The following is a 22,992-nucleotide window of genomic DNA, read 5'->3' as shown; positions in this document are numbered from 1 at the left end:
GTACAACCGAATTCTTTCTTAATTTTCTGTGAAAAAAGTATGTTCTTCTTCTGTCAAATGCTGTTTCTGTGAATATACAGCCAGCTTTCCGAATAGTCTTTCCGTTCTTTCTCACTCATCTTCCCATATTTCTCATAAGGAATCTTTGCCAGAACCATCTTTTCATTTCCACATTTAAAACATTCCACTTCATTTCTTCTTGAAACCGTCCGTATCCAGCCACATTTCGGACAAATATAAACTTTCATCATGTGTAACTCTACCTCCCTGTTACTTGTTTTTCTCTATACTCAGTTACAAAGTTACCACTTTCTTACAAATTCTGCAATGCCTTAGTGCTTTTGTCCCAGGGAATAATCTGTCCGGTAACGGGTCAGTCCGGGATGATAATAGGGATCTCCCTGCTTTAAAATATCAATCCAGCGGGTTCTCATATATTCAATCTCTTCCTGAAAACGGCGTACTTTCTCCTCTGTATCCTCCTGTCCTCTGGACTTTGATTCATAATGGTACGCTTCTACGGATGGTTCATATATAATAAGATAACCCTTCTTCCGGATTTTAAGACACAAATCCACATCATTAAATGCTACTGATAAAGCTTCGCAGAATCCGCCCACCTCACGGAACACCTTTGCCGGCACCATAAGAAATGCTGCTGTTGCTGCACTTAAATTCTGCCGCAGGCTGGCTCTATACATATACCCACTATCGCTGCGTACCTGTCCTACACACATATTGGCTGCAATTCCTCTGGCATGTCCACCGATGCCTATGACAATTCCGGCATGCTGTATCGTATCATCCGGGTAATAAAGCTTTGCTCCCACTGCTCCGGTATTTTCTTTTCCGCACAGGGTAAGCATCCGTTCCATGTAATCCTTTGTTATAATCTCAATATCATTGTTTAAGAACAAAAGATATTCACCCTTTGCATAGGATGCTCCATAGTTATTAATGGCTGAATAATTAAAAGTACCCGGTATTTCAGGTTTCCATTCTACCACGCGGATATCCGGATACTGCATCTGCAGCTCTTTATAATAATCAAAGATTTCTTCGCTTTTACTGTTATTTTCTATAATGATAATCTCATAATTCCGGTAGCTGCCCTGCCGAATGGATGTGATGCATTTTTCCAAAGAAGCTTTTTCGTCTTTATTCGGTATCAGAATAGATACCAGTGGCTGCTTCTTTTCGTGACTACCCGCTGCCATAGAGGCATGTTCTACTCTCGGTGCATGCTCCGCCTTTGTATGATAAAGCACTTTGGGAATATGGATGATACTATCGGACTGCTTTGCCGCCCGGCAGATCAGTTCTTCTATTGCAGGATTTCCGTCATTTTCTTTCAGTGCCTGCAGGAATACCGTTTTTCTGATGCAGCATAAATGTCTGATATAACAGTAGTTTTCCAGATAATCCGGGCTGAAGTCCGGCTTTAAAAGAGGCTCTGCTGTCTCCGTTGTCTTTGATTCATCCGGACATCTGACATCTTCATCCGTATAAATCAAATCCGGCTTTCCGATTTCTTCCCAGTGAATTCCTGACTGCTTTGTCTCTTTTGGAAAAGCAATGGCATGGGCAAGCTCATAGAAAGCATCCGGTTCTATGGTGTCACCCGCCTCAATAAGCGCTGCATATTCCCCGGAAAGCTCTATTTCTTTTCCGGTACAGAGCTTATCGATACAGATTAGATTCCAGTTGATATAGCTCTGCTGTTCTAACATAGCCAACGCATCTTCTCTATTTTCTCCCATATAAACACAACTGATAAGCGGTCGATAGGACCACTTATCAGATTCTTTTGTCTGTATCTTAAGTTGTGCTTCTGTTACCTTATGGCCTGCTGCATATTCCGCATAGGAAATCTGCTCCGGTTCTCCTTTTTCTTTCAGGCGGATGAAGAATTCCTTTAAACCATAATTTTTTAAATATCGGAAACCTTTTCTGAGGTTATAAAGGCTCAGTTTCATCTTGTCTCCTTTTTTCACTGCTCTAATCTCACTGCGCTAATCTCGTCGTTCTAATCAGGCAGCTTTATTTTCTAAAATTAATCTCTGTCATAAATATCTCTGGTATATACCTTGTCCTGCACATCCTCTAAGTCTGCACTGTTACGGTTGGATACAATAACATCGGACATCTTCTTGAACTCGTCTAAGTCACGGATTACTTTGGAATTATAGAAGCTGTCATCCTTTAAGGTTGGCTCATAAATCACTACTTCAATGCCCTTTGCTTTCAGACGTTTCATAACGCCCTGAATAGAAGACTGGCGGAAGTTATCGGAATTGGTCTTCATGGTCAGACGATAAATACCTACTACAGAAGGATTTCTATCTAAAATCTGCTGTGCAATGAAATCTTTTCTTGTCGTATTGGCTGCAACGATTGCTCCGATAATATCATTTGGAACGTCCGCATAATTTGCCAGTAACTGCTTGGTATCCTTTGGCAGGCAGTATCCGCCATATCCGAAGGACGGATTGTTATAATAGTTACCGATTCGCGGGTCTAAGCCTACGCCTTCGATAATCTGTCTGGTATTTAATCCTCTTACCTCTGCATAGGTATCCAGCTCATTAAAATAGGAAACACGCAGTGCAAGATAAGTATTTGCAAATAATTTGATTGCTTCTGCCTCGGTGAGGTGTGCTAATAATACCGGAATATCCTCTTTGATAGCACCCTGTTTTAATAAGCCGGCGAACTCTTCTGCCTTTGCCCTTAAGCTTTCATCCTCTTTCGGATATCCCACTACGATACGGGATGGATAGAGGTTATCATATAATGCTCTTCCTTCTCTTAAGAATTCCGGAGAGAAGATGATATTTTTGCTGCCAAACTGCGCTCTTACTTTTTCGGTATAGCCAACCGGAACTGTAGATTTGATAACCATAATTGCATCCGGTGCATATTCCATAACCAGCTTGATTACGGCTTCTACGGATGATGTATCAAAGTAATTCTTCTTCTCATCATAGTTGGTCGGAGTGGAAATGATAATAAAATCTGCTCCTTCATATGCTGCCTTCGCATCTGTGGTAGCCCGCAGATTCAATGGTTTCTCTGCTAAATATTCTTCAATCTCCTTATCGACGATTGGAGATTTCTTATGATTAATCAGATCGACCTTCTCTTCAACAATGTCGACTGCCCATACCTCATTATTCTGTGCTAATAAAATGGAATTTGACAATCCCACATAACCGTTTCCTGCTACTGCAATTTTCATGTGTATCCTCCTTATTTTTCATTGTGTTTCAATTTTCCAAATATCATGCGTACTTCTTCACGCACCAGTTCATCCCCTAAGATTAAAAGCATAATGCCATAGGTTACTACTCCAATTATAATCATCAGTAACATATAAATCAAATAACTGCTGAAAGTTACCTTCTGAAACAGCACATATGCAATGACCATCGGAACGGATGCGATGACATATTTCCAGACACCCTGCATCATTCCCTTAAACGGTATCATCTTATGTCCTAAGATAATGCAGATTAACATTACCATTGCCTCTGCCAGTACGGTAGCAATTGCTGCTCCATCGTAGCTTAATACCGGAATCAGCAGGTAGTTAATGATAAGGTTACTGATTGCGCCACCCAAGGTTGCCCAGAAAATAATCTTCTCTTTCTTCTTTGGCATAAATATCTGATATGCAATAAAGCCGTTAATCGGCGAGAAGAACAAATTGATGGCAAGAATTCTCGATGTTGTAACACTCGGGAAAAACTCGCTGTAATTCTTACCGGATATCAGATGAATGACTTCCGGCGAAATCAAAAGCATACCCACCATACATGGTACAATTAACATCATCATAAAACGGAATGCCTGTTTTAACAGCCGGTCAAAGTTATCCTTCTGGTCATTTTCAAGATAATATGCCATCCGGGGCATGATAACCGTACTCAGAGATTTAATCAGCGTACACAAAACCTGATTCATCTTCGATGCCGTTGTATAGATTCCCGCATCCTTATCTCCCTTCATCCATCCCAACATTGTAATATCGGAATTGAGATAAATAACAGATGCAATCGAAACGCCAAACATATATACCATCGGTTTCATATGAACCTTGATATCAGCCCAATGGACTCTTGTTTCAAATAAATGGATGTAATGTCTGCTGTGAATAAAATTCAGCACACCGGAGCCAACGGTAGATACCGCAGTCAATGCCACATACCATGCTACATCACCTTCATTCCGTACCAGCACAAATAGCATTACAAGTGCTACTACCTGGAAAATGACAGAACGAATCGTAATATACTCATACTCTTCCAACAGTTCATAGAGCCATTCCATACCAAGGGTGGTAAATAGAATCGTAGAACTGCTGATTAACAGCAGCATTTCATAGCCGTCAAACTTCGGCAGGAACAACGCACCTGCAAATCCGATATAAGCAAGCACCGTAAATACCAGATTGATGAAAAACATTTCCGAAGCAAATTTATTTAATTTTGCCTTATCGTCACGGATTTTTGCACCCTCTGTAATGGCATAATTATTAACACCAAAGGATGCTACCAGCTGAAAATAGCTGACAATGGATGCTACATAGGCAGCCCGTCCCACTCCGGCAGAATTCAGTACCCGCGTTGCATATGGATAGGTAATCAGCGGGAATACTATTGTCATCAAAACCCGAATCAGATTCATTATAAAGTTAAATTTGATTGATTTTACTTCTTTCACAATATGTCCTCGCTGTTACTTCTGCATTACCTCTAAATGTTCCAAGAGAATTCCAAGTGATTTAATCTGATTCTCCAGATTAAAGATTTCTTTTTTACGCTCGGTCTTATAAATATAATCCGTAGAGATATCCTCAAGATGAAGAATTCTTACCTCCGGACAGTATACCATCGGTATTCCCGCTTCTTTACATCTTAAATATAAAAGTTCTTCTTCCCGGAACATAAAGGTATCCGGCACGAATGCATCTTTATATTTTGTAAGATAAATCGGCGAGAAAATCAGACAGCAGCCATGCAGTACCAGCTCATCCTGATATTCCAAGGAGCCTTCTGTGCAATCTTCGTGTTTTTTTAATTCCGGCATGATATGAATCTTTCCAAGGAAGATGCGAAGCAGCAGCTTTGCTCTGTCCCAAAGATTCCAAAGCGGATAAATAGAAGATGTAATGTGCTTTAATCTCACCTCATATACATGGCGTTCTTTTTTCAAACCCTCAATGGATGCAATTTCATAATACATGGCATTTTCCCTGCCATCCTTTAATTCAATATGCGGTCCCATTACTGCAAACTGATGTGCTTCATAGGCTGCCTCCACCAGCTGTGCAAAGTTATCCTGCAATAAAATCACATCATTATTCATCACGCAGATAAAATCACAGTGCAGATCTTCTCTTGCATATACATAGCCTAGATTGTTGCCTTTGGCAAAGCCGAGATTTTCCTTACTCAAAAGAACACTTACATGCTCTGTGTCTTTATAGCACTCTGCTAAATCCTTACCGGTTCCGTTGCCGGACGCATTATCTACTACTACAATTTCATAATCAGCCTGTGCCATTTTCTCCTGAATTGCCGCAATACACTTCTTTGTCATATCAAGAGTGCAATAATGCAATACCACAAAGCCAAATTTTTTCTTCTCACTCATCTTTGATTCCATCCATTCCAGATATCCTAATTGTGTAATAATAAACTGTCAATGAACAGCCATTTTACATGGCATACAAAATACCAAAGCATTGCCTTCCGGTATAATTTTAATGCCTTTTTATCAGACATCTTTCCGGTCTTGCAGTATTCTAACCACGCCTCGGATACTGTAAGTCCGTCTTTTTTTATCTTTTCCTCATAGAAAGCCACCTTTTCTCCAGCTGGCTGTTCCTTACATTTATGCATGAAACTCATATCTGCCCGGTGACGTACGAGACTGTAGCGGATAAATTCCGGTGCAATCTTCTGTTCCAAGTCATAGTCCATCAAATTTCTAAGATAGTTGATAAACCTGGAATTTCCCGTCCAGATGCCGTCTCCGGTCTGACGATAGCTCGCCATAATATCCGGCATATAATATACATCCCCATGCTTAATAAAACAGAACGTAATGGTATTATCATTAAAATAATCTGCTACCACATCCATCGGAATATCCTTGATATAGGCACTTCGCATCAGAATAGAATCCGGATGGAAATAGAAACGTCCCCAGTAGGTTGTTCCCTTTAATTTCATCGTATGATTGCAGTTTAAAAATGGTGTATTTTCTTTCGTCTTCTCATCATAGGCATAGACATTGTGGGCACAGACTGCATATTTTGCATTTTCCGGCTGATCCATAATCTCTACCTGCTTCTGCAGTTTATGGTCATCGATATAGAAATCATCCCCATCGAGATAAGCAAAATACTCTCCCTTTACATACTGCAAAAGATTCAGACGGTTTCTTGATGCCCGCTGGCTGCTGTTGTATTTCACACCAGGTTCCCGGTCCATCACATAAATTTCCATTCTGTCCGGATATTTCTGCTTCCATTTCTGTAATTTTGCCATGGTGCCATCGGTAGAACCATCGTCACCAATCAGCACCTCAAAATCAAAATCACATTTCTGGTCAAAAACACTCTGCAATGCCTCATCCACATAATCTTCCTGATTATAAAAAGTCACAAGGACGCTTACTTTCATACTATCCTCCAGTGCCTACAATGTAATGGAGTAGGTCAGGTTATTACAATAGGAGCTTCCGAAGTCTTCTTTGCTGGTAATCAGTCCCATATTCAGATAATTACCTAAATCTTCGGTTGCTGTTCCCCAGGAAATCCGTTTATAGCCACGATTCTTCATTTCCACAATCATGGAATAATACATAAAGGTCATCGGGCTTAATTTATTAAACGCCTGTCTTGCAGCAAGATACTGTGTATGGGCACAGCCTACTTTATCGAAATAAAACATCATGGAACCCGCTAACATTTCATCCTCTTTGAAGATGCCAAAGAATCCACATTCCTCCGGGAAACGGTCATTCTTGAAATCTAAAAGCTCTGCTAAAGTATGTACCGGTTTGGTATCATACTTGGAAAGGTTCTCACAGAGAATATCATAGAATTCTTTAATCTCATCATCTGTCGTCAGCGGTCTGCATTCCAGACCTTCCTTCTCACAGTTGTGTACATTGGTACGTTTTCCCTGTGCAAAGTTAGATAGAATTGCCTCTTTATAGGTAGCATAGTTTACATAAGTACTCAGTTCCTTATGCTCCGTATAGCCTGCATGCTGGAATGCATACTGGAATAAATCACTTTCTACTTCTGAGAAAATATCGGAAGTCATCTTAAGATAAGCCTCGTTATAGCCCTGCTCCTTAAGATAATCTTTTAATTCTTCTACTAATACCACTACATGTTTGGCATTGTGATGCTTCTTGTCGATAATGATACCGCCAAAGGTGGTTCCTTTGTGGGAGAAAAATACCTTTTTCCCATCCTGCTCCAATTCACATGCCGGAATCAGGGCTGCGATATTATTTTTCTCATTATATACTACCAAAGATACATCTTTAAATCTGCCTGCCGGATGATAATTGAAGAACCGGCGGCTCTGTAAAAAGGTTCCGTTTATGGATTTTTCTGTAATAAATTTATCCCACTGTTCCTCTAAACTGTCCTCATATTTTTCAAATCGAAACATAGTCTCTCCTCTTCTATTTGAATGCATTGATTGCATCAATGACATATCCGGTTTCTTCCTCTGTCATTCCATAATACATCGGAATGCTAAGCTCTGTTGCAGAAATCTCTTCTGCCAGTGGAAGCTCTCCCTTTTTGATGCCAAGGCTTTCATATGCGCCCTGCAGATGCATTGGAATCGGATAATGTTTATTAGTTCCAATTCCCTTTTCATTTAAGAACTTCTCTAATTCATCCCTGCGTGCACAGCGGATTGCAAAGATGTGGAATACATGCTTCGTATCCGGCATTATAGTTGGCAGAGCGATTTCCGGATTCTTAATTCCGGCAAGATATTTCTCTGCTGTCTCAATACGGTTTGCATTCCAGCGGTCTAAGTTCTTTAATTTAATTCTTAAGAAAGCTGCCTGCATCTCATCCAGTCTGGAGTTATTTCCCTGATAGATATGATGATATTTATAATCAGAACCATAGTTGCCAAGGGCACGTACTTTATCTGCCAGCTCTTTATCATTGGTTACAAAAGCTCCGGCATCTCCTAATGCACCTAAGTTCTTGCCCGGATAAAAGCTGAATCCGGCTCCGTCTCCAAGACTTCCCACATGTTTTCCCTTATAGAGTGCGCCATGTGCCTGTGCAGAATCTTCGATTACTTTCAGATTGTGACGTTTTGCAATCTCCATGATTTCATCCATTGGTGCCGGCTGTCCATAAAGATGTACTGCCATAATTGCTTTGGTCTTATCGGTAATCTTCTCTTCGATTCTTGCCGGGTCAATGTCAAAGGACTCTAAAGTCGGCTCTACAAATACCGGAGTTGCACCTGTATAAGAAACTGCCAGTGCAGTTGCAATAAAGGTATTGGATGGAACAATGACTTCATCGCCTGTCCCGATTCCATATGCTTTCAGTGGAAGAAACAGTGCATCCAGTCCGTTGCCTACACCGACACAGTATTTCACGCCACAATATGCGGCATACTCTTCTTCAAACTTTGCTAATTCTTCTCCCTGGATAAACCAGTTTTTTGCTAAAACCTGCTGAAATTTTCCGGTAAGTTCGTCCTTGATTTCATCATGCATTTTCTCAAATGACACAAATGGTATTTTCATGGCAATTCTCCTTTACTTATCCTTATTTTCCTCTTTTACAAATGCAAGGAATTTATCGTAATCCCTGATATAATCATTTTCATCATAATATTCTGATGCCAGTACCATCAGCACTGCATCCTCGGAAAAATCATACATTTCCCGCCACATATTATTTGCAATATATAAGCCTTCATATGGCTTGTCCAATAAGACCTCTGCCGTCTCACTGCCGTTATCCAGATGAATCTTACAGGTTCCATGAATCGGAATCAGAATCTGTTCTAAACACCGGTGTGCATGATAGCCTCTTCGTACACCATCTACGGTATCATACATATAGTAAACACGCTTAATTTCAAATGGAATATCACGCATCTCTTCCAATGCTACCAGCTGACCGCGTTCATCCCCATGCTGCTGAAATCTGTACTTAATCACTTCCATGGACATTCTCCTTCTTCCACATTGCTGTGCTTCACTTTCTATTTTAATTCTTTTCTTACTCTGCTTTTTCTTTGCCGAATTCCGGATTATCCAAAAATCCCTTCTGCTGATGTAATGGCCGGTATGCACCTTTTCGTACCTGCAGCATATGGCTTACAAGATAACGGATGGCATCCGGATTGCGGAACAGCCGTAACAAAGTACGAAGATAAAGGTTTCTGATTTTATATAATCCCAATACCTTTTTCTGCTTCTTCACATATGGATTATCGCTGTACTGCTCCTGAATCATGGCATAGAAACGGTCTACATCCTGTGCAAGAAGCTCTGAGAAGCTGCTTTTCTTCTTAGTGGATACTCCGGTATCGGCTTCATACCATACCAGATAATCCGGGAAGAAATGCATCGGTCTGCCATCTAAGCCTGCCATCATCTGAAAAATATCTTCTGCATAAATGACCGTTCCCTCTATCTTCTTAAGATAAGTCATATAATAGTCTACGGTATAACAGGTACATGCACCGGAAGCATTGTCCCGATACAGCACCAGATTCTTTACAATCTTATCCTCATTCCAGTTCTTATATGGAGATAAATCAAAGGGATGCGGAAATTCCACATAATCTACACCGCCATCTTCCCTGCGGCAATAACCCCGCATCAGTCCAAAGCAGGACTCATACCGGTTCTCTTCCATAAAATCATACACCTGCTGCAGGGTATGTTCATTATAGAATGCATCCCCCGGTCCAAAGTCCCGGACATATTTACCCTTTGCTTTTGCCAGACCATCTATGAGGTTCTTTACTGTTCCCTGATTCTTCTCATGAGGAATAAGGGTATAATTTGCAAACTGGTGTGCCGCAAAATATGCTTCTATCTTATCAAAACAGTTTTCTTCTGAACCATCATCTGAGACTACGATTTCATAATCCTTAAAGGTCTGTGCCATGACAGAATCCAGTGTAACTAATAATTTCTTCCAGTCCGGATGATAGGTTACGATTAAAACAGTAAATTTCATCGTTGCTCCTTCTTGTTAACTTATACAGTTTACTATGTTTTCTTAAAATTTGCAACTTATAGCCTTCCGATGAGGAATACCAAACGCACAAATATCTCGTCTACGACTTTCTGTCTTAACTTCTTCGGATAGAAAACCTTACGCAGTGCAATCAGCGGATGAAAACCATCCCTGGTAAAAAGTGCCAGTGCCTTCTGATTTTCCGGGGTCAGTTTTCTATTGTAAAGTTCACTGTATTCCTTAATCTGCTCATGAATATGGTGGAAATAGTGATTCAAGAAAAAACGTTTAAAACGCCAGATCTGAAACTTAATAAAGCTGTACCCACCATCACTGACATTATTATTGTGTCTGCGGTATTTTACCGTCGGACGCTCATCATAGATTACTTCTCCCATTCCGGCACAGACCATATACATCCACCAGTCATGTCCGGTAGATTTTTCCGGCATCTGCTCTGTCACCATGTCCTTTGCTTTGCGGTTAAATACACTGTTAAAGCCAAGAGACACACAATCCACCAATGAATTCACAAAAGAAATATTCGGCGTCCTGCCATCCCGGTGCGCCATGAAATTTAAATCTCCGTCATAGAAATCATAATTGGAAAAATACAATACCGGCACATTTTCCCTTGCATGTTCTAATTTTTCCACAGCCATCTTAATCTTGTCTTCAAACCAGACATCATCCTGGTCACTGAAAGCATAATAATCTGCTTCGCCGCCATTTGCAATGAGCCATTCAAAACTCTTTACAAAGCCGACATTCTCTCCTGCCTCTAAATGAAGCAGTCCCTTTTCTTCATATTCCCTTACAATTGCAAGGGTTCCATCCTTCGAACCGTCATCCCTGACATAAAGCTCCACATTGGGATAAGACTGATTTAAAATGCTGTCAATCTGCGCCTTAATATACTTTTCTCCGTTATAAGCAGACAATAATACATTTACTTTTTTACTCATACAATTCCTTTCTTGCCACAAAACCTATCCCGGTATCATATATTCTCTCTAATGAATCAAAATAAGCCTGTTCATCCGCATAAATCTGGCTGTCCTTTAATACCAGAATATAGCTGGCATCAGACGCATTCAGGTGATTGAAATAATCCGTATGATCCGGGTCACTTTGTCCCCAGCCATAATACCGCTGGTCTGAAATTGCCTGATACCATAAATCATCTTCCCAGTATCCTGCCATCGGCACAATTTCTTCACCCTTGCTGATTAATTCATTATATACCCAGTGATAAAGTTCTTCCTTTTCCTTAGAATAACCCGGCATGCCAAATGATACATAATTATAACGCAAAATATCATTAAAATCCTCTGCCTTATAAGTAGAAATCATCAAATCATTATGGACTGCAATTTTCTCCTCTATCTTGCCAAGGTACATTCCTGTTAAAAATGCCCACATCACAAAGCTTCCGGTTATCAATACCTTTGTCTGCTTTTCTGCATAAACAACTGCATAATAGACCAATACCAACGCAATCAGCCACAACAGGAAATGAATCTTGTAAAAATAATAGGTAGATGCTTGTCCATTTACTGTCTTCAAGAAAAGATATAAAGCAAACAGAAGCGTATACGGTGCTAAAAACAATACCAGATTATTCTCCTTCTTCCTACACATCCCATAGAATCCAAAGAGCATCAATGGAATAAACAGTACAAAGTTTGAAAACAAATCCCGGTAGCAGGCTCCCTCATTTACCAGTGCAGAAGATACCGTCACGCCATTGGTAAAGATACCTGCATATGTATAATAAAAGCCTACGATGCATGGGAACAGGAATACCGTCAGACAGATTGCCACGGTATCTTTGGATACCAGTTTCTTTACTTTAAACTGTTTTACAAAAATGCAGGTAATCAAAGCAAAGAAGGTAACCGGCATAAACATCACATAGCATTCAAAGATAGCCAGGCAACCTAACATCAGACATACAATATTCTGCCATTTTGGCATATCATCCTTTAAATAAACGTCTGTCAAAATAATAATCATTCCGATAACCGTTACGCCCATGCCAAGGTAAACAAAGCCATAGAGCATAGAACACATCGGATAGCCTATCATATAGATAAAGGACAGGGCATAAGCTGCCACTCTGCCAAACCGGTCTTTGCTTAACCTTCTTGCAATTCCATAGAAGATAAATGCCGACATCAATAGCTGAATCAGTTCACTTAAGACGAAGAATCGATAGTAATAATCCACCGGTGCAAATGGAGCTAAAAATTCAAAAAGCAGTCCATTTAACACCGTCTCATAAAACATACTGGTTACGGTTCCGGTCTCTACTAAATCCATCGCTGCCCGGAAATGGTTTGCCGGGTCAATGGTCAGGAAATTGATATTTAATGCCATTCCGCCATATCTTACCTTTGCAAATACTGCAATAATTGCCAGTGCGGTTACAAGAAATGCTGCATCTGCTATGGCAAATTCATACCTCTGCCATTTCTTTTTCTTTACGATAAAGAACCAGAGCAATCCGCCGGTAAGCAAATCAATGATTCCCATTGAAATAATATTGACCGGAATATGAATCACATTCAGTATTGCTGCCCAGAAAGTGTGATAGCAGTTCATCAGAATCAACAGCAATACCATCCATGTCATTCCTGCCTGCTTCCGCTCTGACTTATAGCTAAAGAATGCACCACTTAAAAGTGCCAGCACTGCTATTCCATAAAAAATTGTAGTTCCAAGGTTCCATCCCATCGTATGTTTTCTCCCTTTTCCTTAAGTCTTCCTTTGTTTTTTCTTTGTTCCAACTTTTCTTTATTCTAGCTTTTCTTTATTCTATCTTCCTTTAGTAACAGGTGTTCACCAGCATAAATACTGCATATAAAAGCATGATGCCCATGATTCCGGAACATTTTACCGTAAAATATCTGATGTCCTGTTTCACCCGGTCACTTCCCAGCGCCAGAAACGGTAATATCAGCATCAGAATAAAATATCTTCCCTGAATACCATTGATGACAGAAGAACCTACCGAATTGGCAATGCCGTCCCCGATATAAAGTCCCATCATAATTGCTGCAAAAGTGATTATAAAAGCAAGCAGCATAATAATCCGGTGTCGTATCTTAATCCGTCCTCTTACTTCCTGACCGTCTAACAGACCAACACCTAAAAGGAAGCAAGGTCCAATTACCGCAAGCAAAGTTAATGGATAATTCATACTGCCAAGCATATTCAACTGTTGCAAATAATCATTCAGGTTTACTATTAATGTTGAAATAATTACCTTAACCGTAGCAATTGGATACGCTTTCAGATACTGCATCTGCGTCATGGTGTCTGCACCGCCACCAGCACCGGCCTGTAACCCGCTGATTCCGGAGGATACCCGGAACATGACATAGCCGCCTAAGATGACGAACGGAAGTAATGCGATTATAAAGGATTTCCAGTAATCTTTTCTGCTGTTAAACTTATCTTTTGGTATCATAAATACTAAAAGTCCAAGACACGCATAGACATATTTGCTTAAGAACATCGTCAATAGTAAGAGTCCAAGCACCAGTGTTTTCTTCCAGTTCAGCTTCACCTTTTCATCAAAAGCATAATAGCAGCATAGTGCTACGAAAAGGAAGCCAGCTCCATTTAATACTGCATCCTGGGAAAGAGAGGATGCCTGATAAATGCTTAAAGGCATCACTGCAAACATTGCCATAAGATTCTTATAAAACGGCATAAACCGTACTGCCGCATATGCCAAGCCCATATATGCCAGCAGATTAAAGATACGTCCCATCAGAATCACACTATAAATACTGAGATTGAACGTCCTTCCAAGGAAGATTCCAAGTCCCTGTGGCCAGTATACTACTGAAGTTACACTGTCATAATAAGTCATCTTTATCTTATTTTTAGAAAACTTATGTGTCTGTAAATACTCCAGATACCCTGTTCCTTCACTCCCATTTGGTGTCAGCTTACGATAAGCAATTTCCTGTACATTTTCCGGCACATAAATCACACCATCTTCATGTGTGAGATTAGCGAAAGAACCGAGTATATTTCCATAGGACACGTCCATGCTCCGATAGAAATGGGAAGGTCCGTCACACTCCTGAAATGCCGGATTAATCACTGCCATACTGATTCCCATAACGGAAACCAGTATCAGCACCATATTTTCCGGTTTTGCCCATTTTACCGGCATTACAAAGATTCCGATTACCACTGCCATTCCCAGCGCAAACAGAATGAAAAATGTCTTATTGAGTCCACCACCATAGACTACCGACATACGAAGTCTTGCAGCCGTTGCCTCTTCATTAACAAGAAGTGTCTGTTCATAATCTCCGGCCAAGGCACAATAATATACCTCCGATGCCCTGGTCTCCTCTTCTAACGTCAGATAAACACTACGTGTTCCCTCTACCCCATCTAAGGTCAGTTCCATGCTTACTACTTCTTCTGTTCCAGTAGACTTTGGCACATTACATTTTACTGCACTTAATACCTCATCCGTCTCTGCATCCCTAAGCATCGCCTGAATCGTAACGTCTTCTCCTGAATCATTCGTCATAAGAAGCGCAATATTCTGCATGTTACCGGAAACAGTAAAATACTGAGAAATCACAGCATTCTCTGCTGCAATATTTTCCTCTTCACCACTCATGTCATTGTAATTGTCCTGCCTTGAATTATAGAAAATACTGCGATGTTTTATCAATAGCAATAACATAACAATGAGGATTACCCCTGCCACGATATATTTTGGTGGTATCTTCTTTAACTTTTCCTTCATTTACCTTACCCCTGTTTTTTCTTTCTATCTCTACGATATAACCATAAGCAATATCCTACCAGCAGCAATACACCAAATACGCTCATTACCGCTCCCTGTTTCATATATGGAATATGATAAACTGCTTTAATATCATGATTGCCAGCAGTAAGTTTTACTGCCAGGAAACCATAATCTCCATTGATAGTCTCCGTTTTCTTACCATCAACATAAACTTCCCATCCATCCTGGTCTGGAATTGTAAGAAGCAGAAAGCCTTCCTTTTCATTCGAAATAGTTCCGGTAAAATATTTTCCATCTGCCACAAAATCTCCAAGCTTTACTTCTCCACGTTCTGTTTCATGTAAAGCAGCCTGCTCATCCGGCACAATCAAGGTATCTTTTAACAGCATACGCCGGTCTGTCTCATCCATTGCAGCACATTCACTCTGAGAAATTGTATTGGTGTAAAAGGATGCCGCAGAATCAGCATACTTATTTCTGTAAATATAAACACTGCCAATTTTCCTAATCAATTCTCCCCATGGATATCCCACTTCTTCTGTTGTCAATACATATTTTAAATTAATCAAACTCATTGGATATACTTCAGACTCATCAGAGTATATGAAGAAGCGTTGTGCATCCAACACAATGGCTCCTGTATATAACATATTATAAAATTCTGACAGATTGCGATTAATCGTACTGTTATAGTCTGTCACAGCAGAATAACCTGCTACCTGAGAATCCCCAAAAGTTGATAAAAATGTATATGTTTTGTCCATTCTAAAAAAGGTGTTGTCATTCTCTTTTAAATATCTGATTGCTTCTATAGTATCATTCGTCATTGTTTTACCATCATAGCCAATTGCCTCTGTCGTTGTATAAGCAGTACCTCTCTGGCTAGTTGTCATATAGGTTTCTGTGCATGTTGAAAGCAGCACGCACACTATTAGTAAGCTTTCTACAATCTTACGCCCCTGCCTATTTTTCCAAAGAAACATTACCAGCAAAAGAAGTGCAAAACATATTTGCAGCATTATGATTTCTGCATCATAACTCCTTACCTCTAATGATGCCTTGTTATACGCTTTTATAGCAATATACAAACTGCTTATCAGTCCTAGACCAAGACCAATAAAACTAAATTCCTTTTTTCTTGTCAGTCTATCCCATTCTACTGCTACAAGTAATGCTGCAACCGGCATAAGTACGAATGTATACCTTGCCTGTGCATAAGCAAATCCATTAAATGCAATTGCCATTCCCGGATTAAACACCAGTAGAATTCCAACAAAAGTTATAAGAATACCGTATAATGCATTCTTATAACTCTTACATTTTTTTATACTCTGTACTAATAACTGCCCAAGGAAAAAATAAATAAAAATTGTAATGCATATATTAGGCATTTCATAATAATTTCCCCAGCCACTACTAGCATTTATGTCATTGATGTAATATAGATTATTTGATATCATCCGCCCCGCTATTTCTGAATTCTGTTCTATAGAGTATACGGAGAATAATCCATGAAAGAATTTTGTCAACGCCGATATATCTGAATCTAATCTTGATGAACTGGATGTAAGATATGATGCTGCCGGAAGTAATGATACTGCCCCTGCCAGTACCCCACAAATAATACTTCCCAAAATTGTAAATGCACGTTTTATACGCTCTTTTAAAGGCCAATTCAAGTTTGGGTTTAAAAGGCGCAAGACACAATAAATGCCAACAAACAGCAACGCCATATAAGTATTGTAATAACTGTAAATTATTGATGCTGCAACAGAAATACCCAGTCCCATAACATACCTTACTTTGAATTCCTGTATCAGCTTCTCTAAAAAAATCAATATTAACAAAAGATAAATGCAGATTGTTCCCAGGAGATAATGCTGTCCCCAAAGCATCAAATATCCATTAAATGCATATAAATATCCACCAATACAAGCAGCCCTCTCACTTACATGAAAGAGTTTTAAGAAGTACCGGCACAACAATGCCGAGAGAATAATTTTCAATATCTGTGCAACTACTAAAAGTCGTTTTACTTTTCCTATTCCGAAAACAACTCCACCTAAAATTACAAATAAACCAAAAGGATCCAATGTCTGAGAAATATTATTGATTAAACTGGTCCCTAATCCATAATCCCAGTTCCAGATAGAAAATGAACCTTCCGATATTCTTCTTACACAGTTCATATAATATGGATAATATTGTTGTATCGTATCCGAACCTATATCCATATATAAGAACAATTTCTCTCCCCAGATAAAATCATGAAATACATATGCTATAGTTATTCCAACAAAACCAATGTATAATACTATATGCAAAAAATTGCGACCCTTTTTGCAATTTTTGAATACTAATTGCATAACTTGTAAAAGAATACATAACCCCCATAATGCAAAGGCTGTTGTTATAATTGAACTTTTATTTATTCTTGCAAAAACAGAAAATGGATTTCGATAAGATATCCTTGACAGATTATAATGAACTCCGGGTTGTGAAGAAATCTTAACCCGGATATACTTTGTTGTTTTCTTTACCTGAACCGGGTTGTGCCCCAGTTCAAAAGTATACGGAGACGATTCTTCTGCAAAGGTCTCTTTTTCCGACTGCCAGATTTCTCCTAAGATTCCCTCGCCCTCAATACGACTCATCTCAAGATCAATTAACTTATCCGAATCCACCGGAATTACAAAATAAGTATCTTTCCCTGTCACATAACCATTTCCATCCTCCGATGGAATCAGGTCGTTAGCCCCCGCTAACACTTCATCCATATCCTGATACTGTGGGAAGATGGTGGTATATACATTCAGATTGTCAAAACCTCTTGCTCCAACTGTTCCCACCAAAACCAGCCCTGCAAGAATCAGAACCAGTTCTGCAAACAATACTGCTACATTTTTTAACCATTTCTTCCTATCGACTTGAATCTGCATCTTCCTTCTCCTCATTCAGCATCTGACGCACCACATATAATGGTCTTTGTTTTGACTGCATAAAGATATTTCCTACATAAATGCCTACCAGACCGACTACCATAATAATAATTCCTCCGATGAGACAGTTGGTTGCTACGATACTGGTCCAGCCTGCTGCCACATGACCGGTAAAATAATAGATAATCAGTCCGATAATTATCATTGCTGAAATGATGGACATCAGGAATCCAAAACCCATGGTGAATTTCAAAAGTTTATCCGACTGGGAAGTTAAAATCTCTCCCGCCATCTTAAAACGCTTCTTCATGTTATAAGAGGATTTTCCCTCAAAACGCTGATCATGCTCTACATCAATGGCTGTCTGTTTAAAGCCAAGCCATTTTACATAGATAACAAAGGCACGGTGCATTTCCCGCATTTTACAATAATTATCGATTACCACACGTTTGCTGATACTGAAATTACAGATTGCCGGATCATAGTGTCCATCCGATGCAAAGGAATAAATCTTATAGAATATTTTAGATACCAATACCTTTAAGAAAGAATCTTTTCTATGTGCTCGTCTGGCAAAGACCACATCATAACCTTCCTGAGCCTTGCGATAAAGATTCGGGATTTCTTCCGGTCGGTCCTGTAAATCACAGTCCATCACCACTACCCAGTCTCCCTTTGAGGCATCCAGTCCTGCAGTAATTGCCATAATCTGTCCAAAATTCCGGGATAATTCAATCCCTTTTACGCGGCTGTCCTCCTTACAGATTTCTTCGATTACTTCCCAGGAATTCTGCGGGCAGGCATCATTTACCAGAATAATTTCAAAATCATCGGTGATGGTGCTTACTGATTCCACCAGACGTCTATGCAATTCATGCAGTGCTGCCCGGCATCCATAGACCGGAACTACAACTGATATATCCATTTTCATTTCCTCCTATAAGTAAAACACGATAATGCCAAGCAGTATCAGTGCATTTCCAAACACTTTACGCTTTGTAATCGGCTCTTTAAAAAAGAAAAAGCTTAAAATCATAATCAGAATATAACCCAATGATTCAATGACCGGGCCATTCTTATACTCAATGCCACGATAAGCTAAAATCGTCAGTACCGTTGTTCCAACCATCATCATATATCCGATAATTACATAAGGATTCAGATATTCCTTAATCACATTATCGTACTTCTTTGCTGCACTTTTCTTTAATAAGACCTGAGAAAAAGAGGCAACAATAACAGACGCTACAAGAAAAAGCCAGTATATCATCCTTCTATCCCTCCTTATTCACAATCATGGTGCCGGCAATTACCAGAAGGACACCAATAATATTCTGTACCGAAATATGTTCTCCAAAAATCAGTGCTGCCCAGATCATAGACCATAGAATCGCAATGCTCCGGTTTGCATATGCTACCGACAAATCAACCCTTTTGATAATCTGCTGCCAGAAAATGGCATACAATCCAAGGATGCAGATTTCTACTCCGTAACACAGGATAAATCCCATGGATAAAAACTCATATCCTGCTGCAAACTTCGCTGCCACACCAGATAATGTGTATATCATGATTACCAGCTGCAATAAAATCAGCAGTATCCACTTTTTCTTTCCTTCTACTTTATTCATCGTTCCAACCAATCCTTAATCTCTGCCTGATTTTTTCCAGCCAGAATGTAATAACCAAAACGGCTTCCACTGTCTACTACCTGATGTTCTCCTACCGGCTCCATTTCACTGACCATCTGAAGCAGTTCCGGACTTTTGCTCTTAATCTCTTCCAAGACATCCAGATCCTTCTTTGTAAACACAAAGCGGATTCCCGCGCACATTGGCTCATGTGCCGGTGTCAGTTCCGGTTCCTGTCCCAAAGCAGTCTCAATTACCATGCGGACAAAGTCATATCCGGAAGATAAATATACCAGATGGGAGCCAATACAGTCGCCACCCATACGGGAACCGATTTCAATGATTCGTACATTACCATCGGCATCCAGTTTAAATTCTGAATGAGAAGCACCATTTTCAATCTCAAGGGCTGTCAGTGCCTTCGGAATAAATTCCTTCACCCGGTTCATTTCGATTTCAGAAAGCTCCGGCGGCTCCATATGTCCGGTCTCAATAAAATGAGGATATCCTGTGGTATATTTCTTTGTCACCGCCAGTACATGATGTCTGCCCTGATAAGAAATACATTCACAGCTATATTCATTGCCTTCGATATATTCCTCAATAATTGCCTTCTTTTCAAAGGAATTACGCACTGCCTCTTCCACTGCCGGAGCAATCTCTTCAAGACGTTCCACCCTCATAATACCGCGGCTTCCGGAACGGTCGGTCGGTTTTACAATCATTGGAAACTGCATATCTGCTACAGCCGCCGCATAATCATCCCCTTCACATACACTGACAAAGCCCGGTGTAGGCACACCATGCTTCGAAAAAGCTTCCCGCATAGCAAATTTATTGGTAGATATATAGATACAGTTGTCAGAATTATGTGGTAATCCAAGCTGCTCTGCCAGATACTGCACGGTAATATTGGCAAGATCAGATGCTATTGTTGCAACTGCATCCGGCTGAATCTTCCGACATTCTTCTAAGATTGCTTCCTTTTCCACAATGCTGATAGGATAAAAATAATCTGCTGTCCTCTCTCCGATAGAGCCATCTTTCCATGCAAATACATGTGTCTCATATCCCATCTCTTTTGCCTTTAAAATGAGCGGATTCTGAAAAGAATTCGCTCCTATAATTACAATTTTCTTCATATTGCCATCCTCCCGGCACTTATTTATCCTTGCGGCGGCTTGCGATGAACTTATCCCATCTTCCGCTTTCTAATTCTTTTTTATAATCTTCCATTATTGCACGATAAGAAAGATATTCCGGTACAAAGCCGAAATCTTCCTTCGCCTTTGTCATGTCAAACAAAAAGGATGGTGTATTATTTGGCTTGTCCGGGCGATAGACAATCTTAGAACCCTTACCCGGTCCAAATACATCAATAACGGTCTGCACCTGCTCCTCTAAAGTAAGTTCTGTACCGGATGTCATATTATAAAGACCATAGGTCTTATCACTGCGTAACGCCAGCACAAATGCTCTTGCAACATCCTTTACATAAATAATGTCTCTGGAAATCTGTGGGTCACCCCAGATTTCAATGTCTTTTCCGGCTTCTGCATTCTCAATAAAGGTCTGGATTCCGGTCTTATAATATTTACCATTCACATAAATCTCAGAATGAGGTCCTACTCCGTATACCGGTGGCAGGCGGAAAGATGCACACTGCATGCCATGCTGCTCATTATAATATTCCATCACATCATTGGCTGCATTTTTGGAAATCACATATACCGCATGGTCTCCGGTATACATGAAATCTCTCGGCTCTGTCTCTTTTAAGGCAACGCCTTTTTTCCATGCATTTCTTACATCTGCATAGCTGCTGGTGGAAATCACTTTCTTAATGCCATTCTTCCGGCAATACTCTAATACATTAACGGTTCCTTCTACATTAATGCGGATATAGTCTGCGGCATTCTCATCTGCACTGATATCCACCGGTGCATTTGCCGGAAGCAGACCTGCCAGTAAAATGACACCCTCTACACCTTCTGTCGGTAATTTATCAAAATCTTCTTTTTTCGAAATATCCAATGACACACAGGTAACGCCTTTTGCTTCCAGTTCCCGCTTCATGATTGCATTTCTTCCTGTTGCCAGCACCTCATAACCTTCTTCCAAGAAGCGGTCTACGGTATACATTCCAATAAATCCTGTTGCCCCAATAATAACAACCATATCCTTAATCCTCTTTCCTGTATTTTCATTTATCTCTCTTTGTAAAATGCATTGACCTTATCAATTACATAATCTGCCTGCTCCAATGACAGATTATAATACAACGGTAATCGAACCAGCTTCTCGCTTTCCACTGTTGTATAACGGTCTTCTCCAGCAAATACACCATAACGCTGACCTGCCGGTGCTGTATGTAATGGAATATAATGAAATACTGCCTGTACCCCCTGTTCCTTTAAATAACTGATTAAAGCTGTTCTTTCCTCTAAATCCCTTGCTTTCAGATAAAACATATGTGCATTATGTGCGCAGCCCTCCGGTATCGTTGGGCGGGCAATTTTACCCTCATCAGATAATTTTTCCAATCCATCCCAATAGCGGTTCCAGATAGACAGACGTTTTTCATTAATCTTATCCGCTACTTCAAGTTGTGCATAAAGATATGCTGCATTCAATTCACTTGGCAGATAAGAAGACCCCGCTTCTACCCAGGTATACTTATCAATCTGCCCCCGGAAGAATTTACTACGGTTTGTTCCTTTCTCCCGGACAATTTCTGCATTCTCTACATTTTTCTCATCCCGGATTAAAAGTGCTCCGCCTTCTCCCATACTGTAATTCTTCGTCTCATGAAAACTGTAACATCCGTAATCTCCCATGGTTCCAAGTGCTTTTCCTTTATAAGAAGACATCACACCCTGGGCTGCATCTTCAATCACCAGAAGATTATATTTCTTTGCTATTGCAAGAATAGTATCCATTTCACAGGATACCCCGGCATAATGTACCGGAACAATTGCTCTTGTCTTATCCGTAATTGCATGTTCAATCAGTTTTTCGTCGATATTCATGGTATCCGGCCGGATATCTACAAATACTGCCTTTGCCCCTCTTAGTACAAAAGCATCTGCTGTTGACACAAAGGTATAAGCCGGCATAATTACTTCGTCTCCCGGCTTAATTTCTGACAGAATTGCTGCAAGCTCTGTTGCATGGGTACAGGATGTTGTCAGCAATGCCTTTTTTGTTCCTGTATGTTCTTCTAACCATGCATTGCACTTCTTGGTGTATTCTCCATCCCCACATATTTTCTTATTTTCTACCGCCTTACGGATATAGTCCATGCTTTTTTCCATATAAGGTGGTTCGTTGAAATTAATCATTTTTCATCCTCCATTGTATATTAACGTCATTATATGACTTTTT

Annotated in this window: 20 protein-coding genes; all 20 read right to left on the bottom strand. The window is 40.0% G+C overall.

Annotated features, from left to right (window positions below; translation table 11 throughout):
- Positions 1-53 precede the first annotated feature (53 nt).
- A complete protein-coding gene (locus tag LKD41_RS04790; protein ID WP_022244445.1) occupies positions 54-251 on the bottom strand; it encodes a hypothetical protein in 198 nt (65 codons plus the stop codon).
- Between the two features lie 81 nt (positions 252-332).
- Positions 333-1,976, bottom strand: a complete 1,644-nt coding sequence (locus LKD41_RS04785) for a glycosyltransferase family 2 protein (RefSeq protein ID WP_227700560.1) — start codon at positions 1,974-1,976, stop codon at positions 333-335.
- A 77-nt stretch (positions 1,977-2,053) separates the two neighbouring features.
- Positions 2,054-3,238, bottom strand: coding sequence for a nucleotide sugar dehydrogenase (locus LKD41_RS04780; protein WP_227700559.1), 1,185 nt, complete (start codon positions 3,236-3,238; stop codon positions 2,054-2,056).
- An 11-nt stretch (positions 3,239-3,249) separates the two neighbouring features.
- Positions 3,250-4,722, bottom strand: coding sequence for a flippase (locus LKD41_RS04775; protein ID WP_227700558.1), 1,473 nt, complete (start codon positions 4,720-4,722; stop codon positions 3,250-3,252).
- Between the two features lie 15 nt (positions 4,723-4,737).
- Complete coding sequence (locus LKD41_RS04770) at positions 4,738-5,655, bottom strand: glycosyltransferase family 2 protein (RefSeq protein ID WP_227700557.1); 918 nt, start codon at positions 5,653-5,655, stop codon at positions 4,738-4,740.
- Positions 5,656-5,681: 26 nt separating this feature from the next.
- Positions 5,682-6,689, bottom strand: a complete 1,008-nt coding sequence (locus LKD41_RS04765) for a glycosyltransferase family 2 protein (protein WP_118088230.1) — start codon at positions 6,687-6,689, stop codon at positions 5,682-5,684.
- 15 nt (positions 6,690-6,704) lie between these two features.
- Entirely contained in the window at positions 6,705-7,694 is a 990-nt protein-coding gene (locus LKD41_RS04760) for a GNAT family N-acetyltransferase (RefSeq protein ID WP_022244451.1), read from the bottom strand.
- Positions 7,695-7,707: 13 nt separating this feature from the next.
- Entirely contained in the window at positions 7,708-8,805 is a 1,098-nt protein-coding gene (locus LKD41_RS04755) for a DegT/DnrJ/EryC1/StrS family aminotransferase (protein WP_118056467.1), read from the bottom strand.
- A gap of 12 nt (positions 8,806-8,817) precedes the next feature.
- Positions 8,818-9,231, bottom strand: coding sequence for a sugar 3,4-ketoisomerase (locus LKD41_RS04750; RefSeq protein ID WP_022244453.1), 414 nt, complete (start codon positions 9,229-9,231; stop codon positions 8,818-8,820).
- 55 nt (positions 9,232-9,286) lie between these two features.
- Complete coding sequence (locus LKD41_RS04745; protein WP_227700556.1) at positions 9,287-10,255, bottom strand: glycosyltransferase family 2 protein; 969 nt, start codon at positions 10,253-10,255, stop codon at positions 9,287-9,289.
- Positions 10,256-10,311: 56 nt separating this feature from the next.
- On the bottom strand, positions 10,312-11,220 hold the full coding sequence (locus LKD41_RS04740; protein ID WP_227700555.1) for a glycosyltransferase family 2 protein: 909 nt from the start codon (positions 11,218-11,220) through the stop codon (positions 10,312-10,314).
- Positions 11,213-12,991, bottom strand: a complete 1,779-nt coding sequence (locus tag LKD41_RS04735) for a hypothetical protein (protein WP_227700554.1) — start codon at positions 12,989-12,991, stop codon at positions 11,213-11,215. Before LKD41_RS04735 ends, LKD41_RS04740 begins: the two co-directional genes overlap by 8 nt.
- A 91-nt stretch (positions 12,992-13,082) precedes the next feature.
- Entirely contained in the window at positions 13,083-15,035 is a 1,953-nt protein-coding gene (locus LKD41_RS04730; RefSeq protein WP_227700553.1) for a DUF2142 domain-containing protein, read from the bottom strand.
- Positions 15,036-15,040: 5 nt separating this feature from the next.
- The gene (locus tag LKD41_RS04725; RefSeq protein WP_227700552.1) at positions 15,041-17,977 is read right to left on the bottom strand and encodes a YfhO family protein; all 2,937 of its coding nucleotides are present in this window, start codon (positions 17,975-17,977) and stop codon (positions 15,041-15,043) included.
- Complete coding sequence (locus LKD41_RS04720) at positions 17,958-18,902, bottom strand: glycosyltransferase family 2 protein (protein ID WP_118056473.1); 945 nt, start codon at positions 18,900-18,902, stop codon at positions 17,958-17,960. Before LKD41_RS04720 ends, LKD41_RS04725 begins: the two co-directional genes overlap by 20 nt.
- 12 nt (positions 18,903-18,914) lie before the next feature.
- Positions 18,915-19,247 (bottom strand): EamA family transporter, encoded by a 333-nt coding sequence (locus LKD41_RS04715; RefSeq protein ID WP_227700551.1) that lies wholly within the window; start codon positions 19,245-19,247, stop codon positions 18,915-18,917.
- 4 nt (positions 19,248-19,251) lie between these two features.
- Positions 19,252-19,608 (bottom strand): transporter, encoded by a 357-nt coding sequence (locus LKD41_RS04710; RefSeq protein WP_227700550.1) that lies wholly within the window; start codon positions 19,606-19,608, stop codon positions 19,252-19,254.
- The gene (locus LKD41_RS04705; protein WP_227700549.1) at positions 19,605-20,750 is read right to left on the bottom strand and encodes an ATP-grasp domain-containing protein; all 1,146 of its coding nucleotides are present in this window, start codon (positions 20,748-20,750) and stop codon (positions 19,605-19,607) included. Before LKD41_RS04705 ends, LKD41_RS04710 begins: the two co-directional genes overlap by 4 nt.
- Before the next feature lie 19 nt (positions 20,751-20,769).
- The gene (locus tag LKD41_RS04700; protein ID WP_227700548.1) at positions 20,770-21,786 is read right to left on the bottom strand and encodes an NAD-dependent epimerase/dehydratase family protein; all 1,017 of its coding nucleotides are present in this window, start codon (positions 21,784-21,786) and stop codon (positions 20,770-20,772) included.
- 29 nt (positions 21,787-21,815) lie between these two features.
- The gene (rffA, locus tag LKD41_RS04695) at positions 21,816-22,949 is read right to left on the bottom strand and encodes a dTDP-4-amino-4,6-dideoxygalactose transaminase (protein WP_227700547.1); all 1,134 of its coding nucleotides are present in this window, start codon (positions 22,947-22,949) and stop codon (positions 21,816-21,818) included.
- Between the last annotated feature and the right edge of the window lie 43 nt (positions 22,950-22,992).

This window comes from Roseburia sp. CLA-AA-H209 (assembly GCF_020687575.1).
GTDB lineage: Bacteria > Bacillota > Clostridia > Lachnospirales > Lachnospiraceae > Roseburia_C > Roseburia_C amylophila.
Note: the sequence above shows the minus strand (reverse complement) of the source record. Positions and strands in the feature narration are given on the sequence as shown.

Bases quoted from the DNA above. Each gene is read 5' to 3' on its own strand.
- LKD41_RS04780 (WP_227700559.1), bottom strand. From the start codon at position 3,238: ATGAAAATTGCAGTAGCAGGAAACGGTTATGTGGGATTGTCAAATTCC.
- LKD41_RS04755 (WP_118056467.1), bottom strand. From the start codon at position 8,805: ATGAAAATACCATTTGTGTCATTTGAGAAAATGCATGATGAAATCAAG.
- LKD41_RS04760 (WP_022244451.1), bottom strand. From the start codon at position 7,694: ATGTTTCGATTTGAAAAATATGAGGACAGTTTAGAGGAACAGTGGGAT.
- LKD41_RS04730 (WP_227700553.1), bottom strand. From the start codon at position 15,035: ATGAAGGAAAAGTTAAAGAAGATACCACCAAAATATATCGTGGCAGGG.
- LKD41_RS04725 (WP_227700552.1), bottom strand. From the start codon at position 17,977: ATGCAGATTCAAGTCGATAGGAAGAAATGGTTAAAAAATGTAGCAGTA.
- LKD41_RS04785 (WP_227700560.1), bottom strand. From the start codon at position 1,976: ATGAAACTGAGCCTTTATAACCTCAGAAAAGGTTTCCGATATTTAAAA.
- LKD41_RS04745 (WP_227700556.1), bottom strand. From the start codon at position 10,255: ATGAAATTTACTGTTTTAATCGTAACCTATCATCCGGACTGGAAGAAA.
- LKD41_RS04700 (WP_227700548.1), bottom strand. From the start codon at position 21,786: ATGGTTGTTATTATTGGGGCAACAGGATTTATTGGAATGTATACCGTA.
- LKD41_RS04710 (WP_227700550.1), bottom strand. From the start codon at position 19,608: ATGAATAAAGTAGAAGGAAAGAAAAAGTGGATACTGCTGATTTTATTG.
- LKD41_RS04740 (WP_227700555.1), bottom strand. From the start codon at position 11,220: ATGAGTAAAAAAGTAAATGTATTATTGTCTGCTTATAACGGAGAAAAG.
- LKD41_RS04705 (WP_227700549.1), bottom strand. From the start codon at position 20,750: ATGAAGAAAATTGTAATTATAGGAGCGAATTCTTTTCAGAATCCGCTC.
- LKD41_RS04765 (WP_118088230.1), bottom strand. From the start codon at position 6,689: ATGAAAGTAAGCGTCCTTGTGACTTTTTATAATCAGGAAGATTATGTG.
- rffA (WP_227700547.1), bottom strand. From the start codon at position 22,949: ATGATTAATTTCAACGAACCACCTTATATGGAAAAAAGCATGGACTAT.
- LKD41_RS04770 (WP_227700557.1), bottom strand. From the start codon at position 5,655: ATGAGTGAGAAGAAAAAATTTGGCTTTGTGGTATTGCATTATTGCACT.
- LKD41_RS04715 (WP_227700551.1), bottom strand. From the start codon at position 19,247: ATGATATACTGGCTTTTTCTTGTAGCGTCTGTTATTGTTGCCTCTTTT.
- LKD41_RS04735 (WP_227700554.1), bottom strand. From the start codon at position 12,991: ATGGGATGGAACCTTGGAACTACAATTTTTTATGGAATAGCAGTGCTG.
- LKD41_RS04750 (WP_022244453.1), bottom strand. From the start codon at position 9,231: ATGGAAGTGATTAAGTACAGATTTCAGCAGCATGGGGATGAACGCGGT.
- LKD41_RS04790 (WP_022244445.1), bottom strand. From the start codon at position 251: ATGATGAAAGTTTATATTTGTCCGAAATGTGGCTGGATACGGACGGTT.
- LKD41_RS04720 (WP_118056473.1), bottom strand. From the start codon at position 18,902: ATGGATATATCAGTTGTAGTTCCGGTCTATGGATGCCGGGCAGCACTG.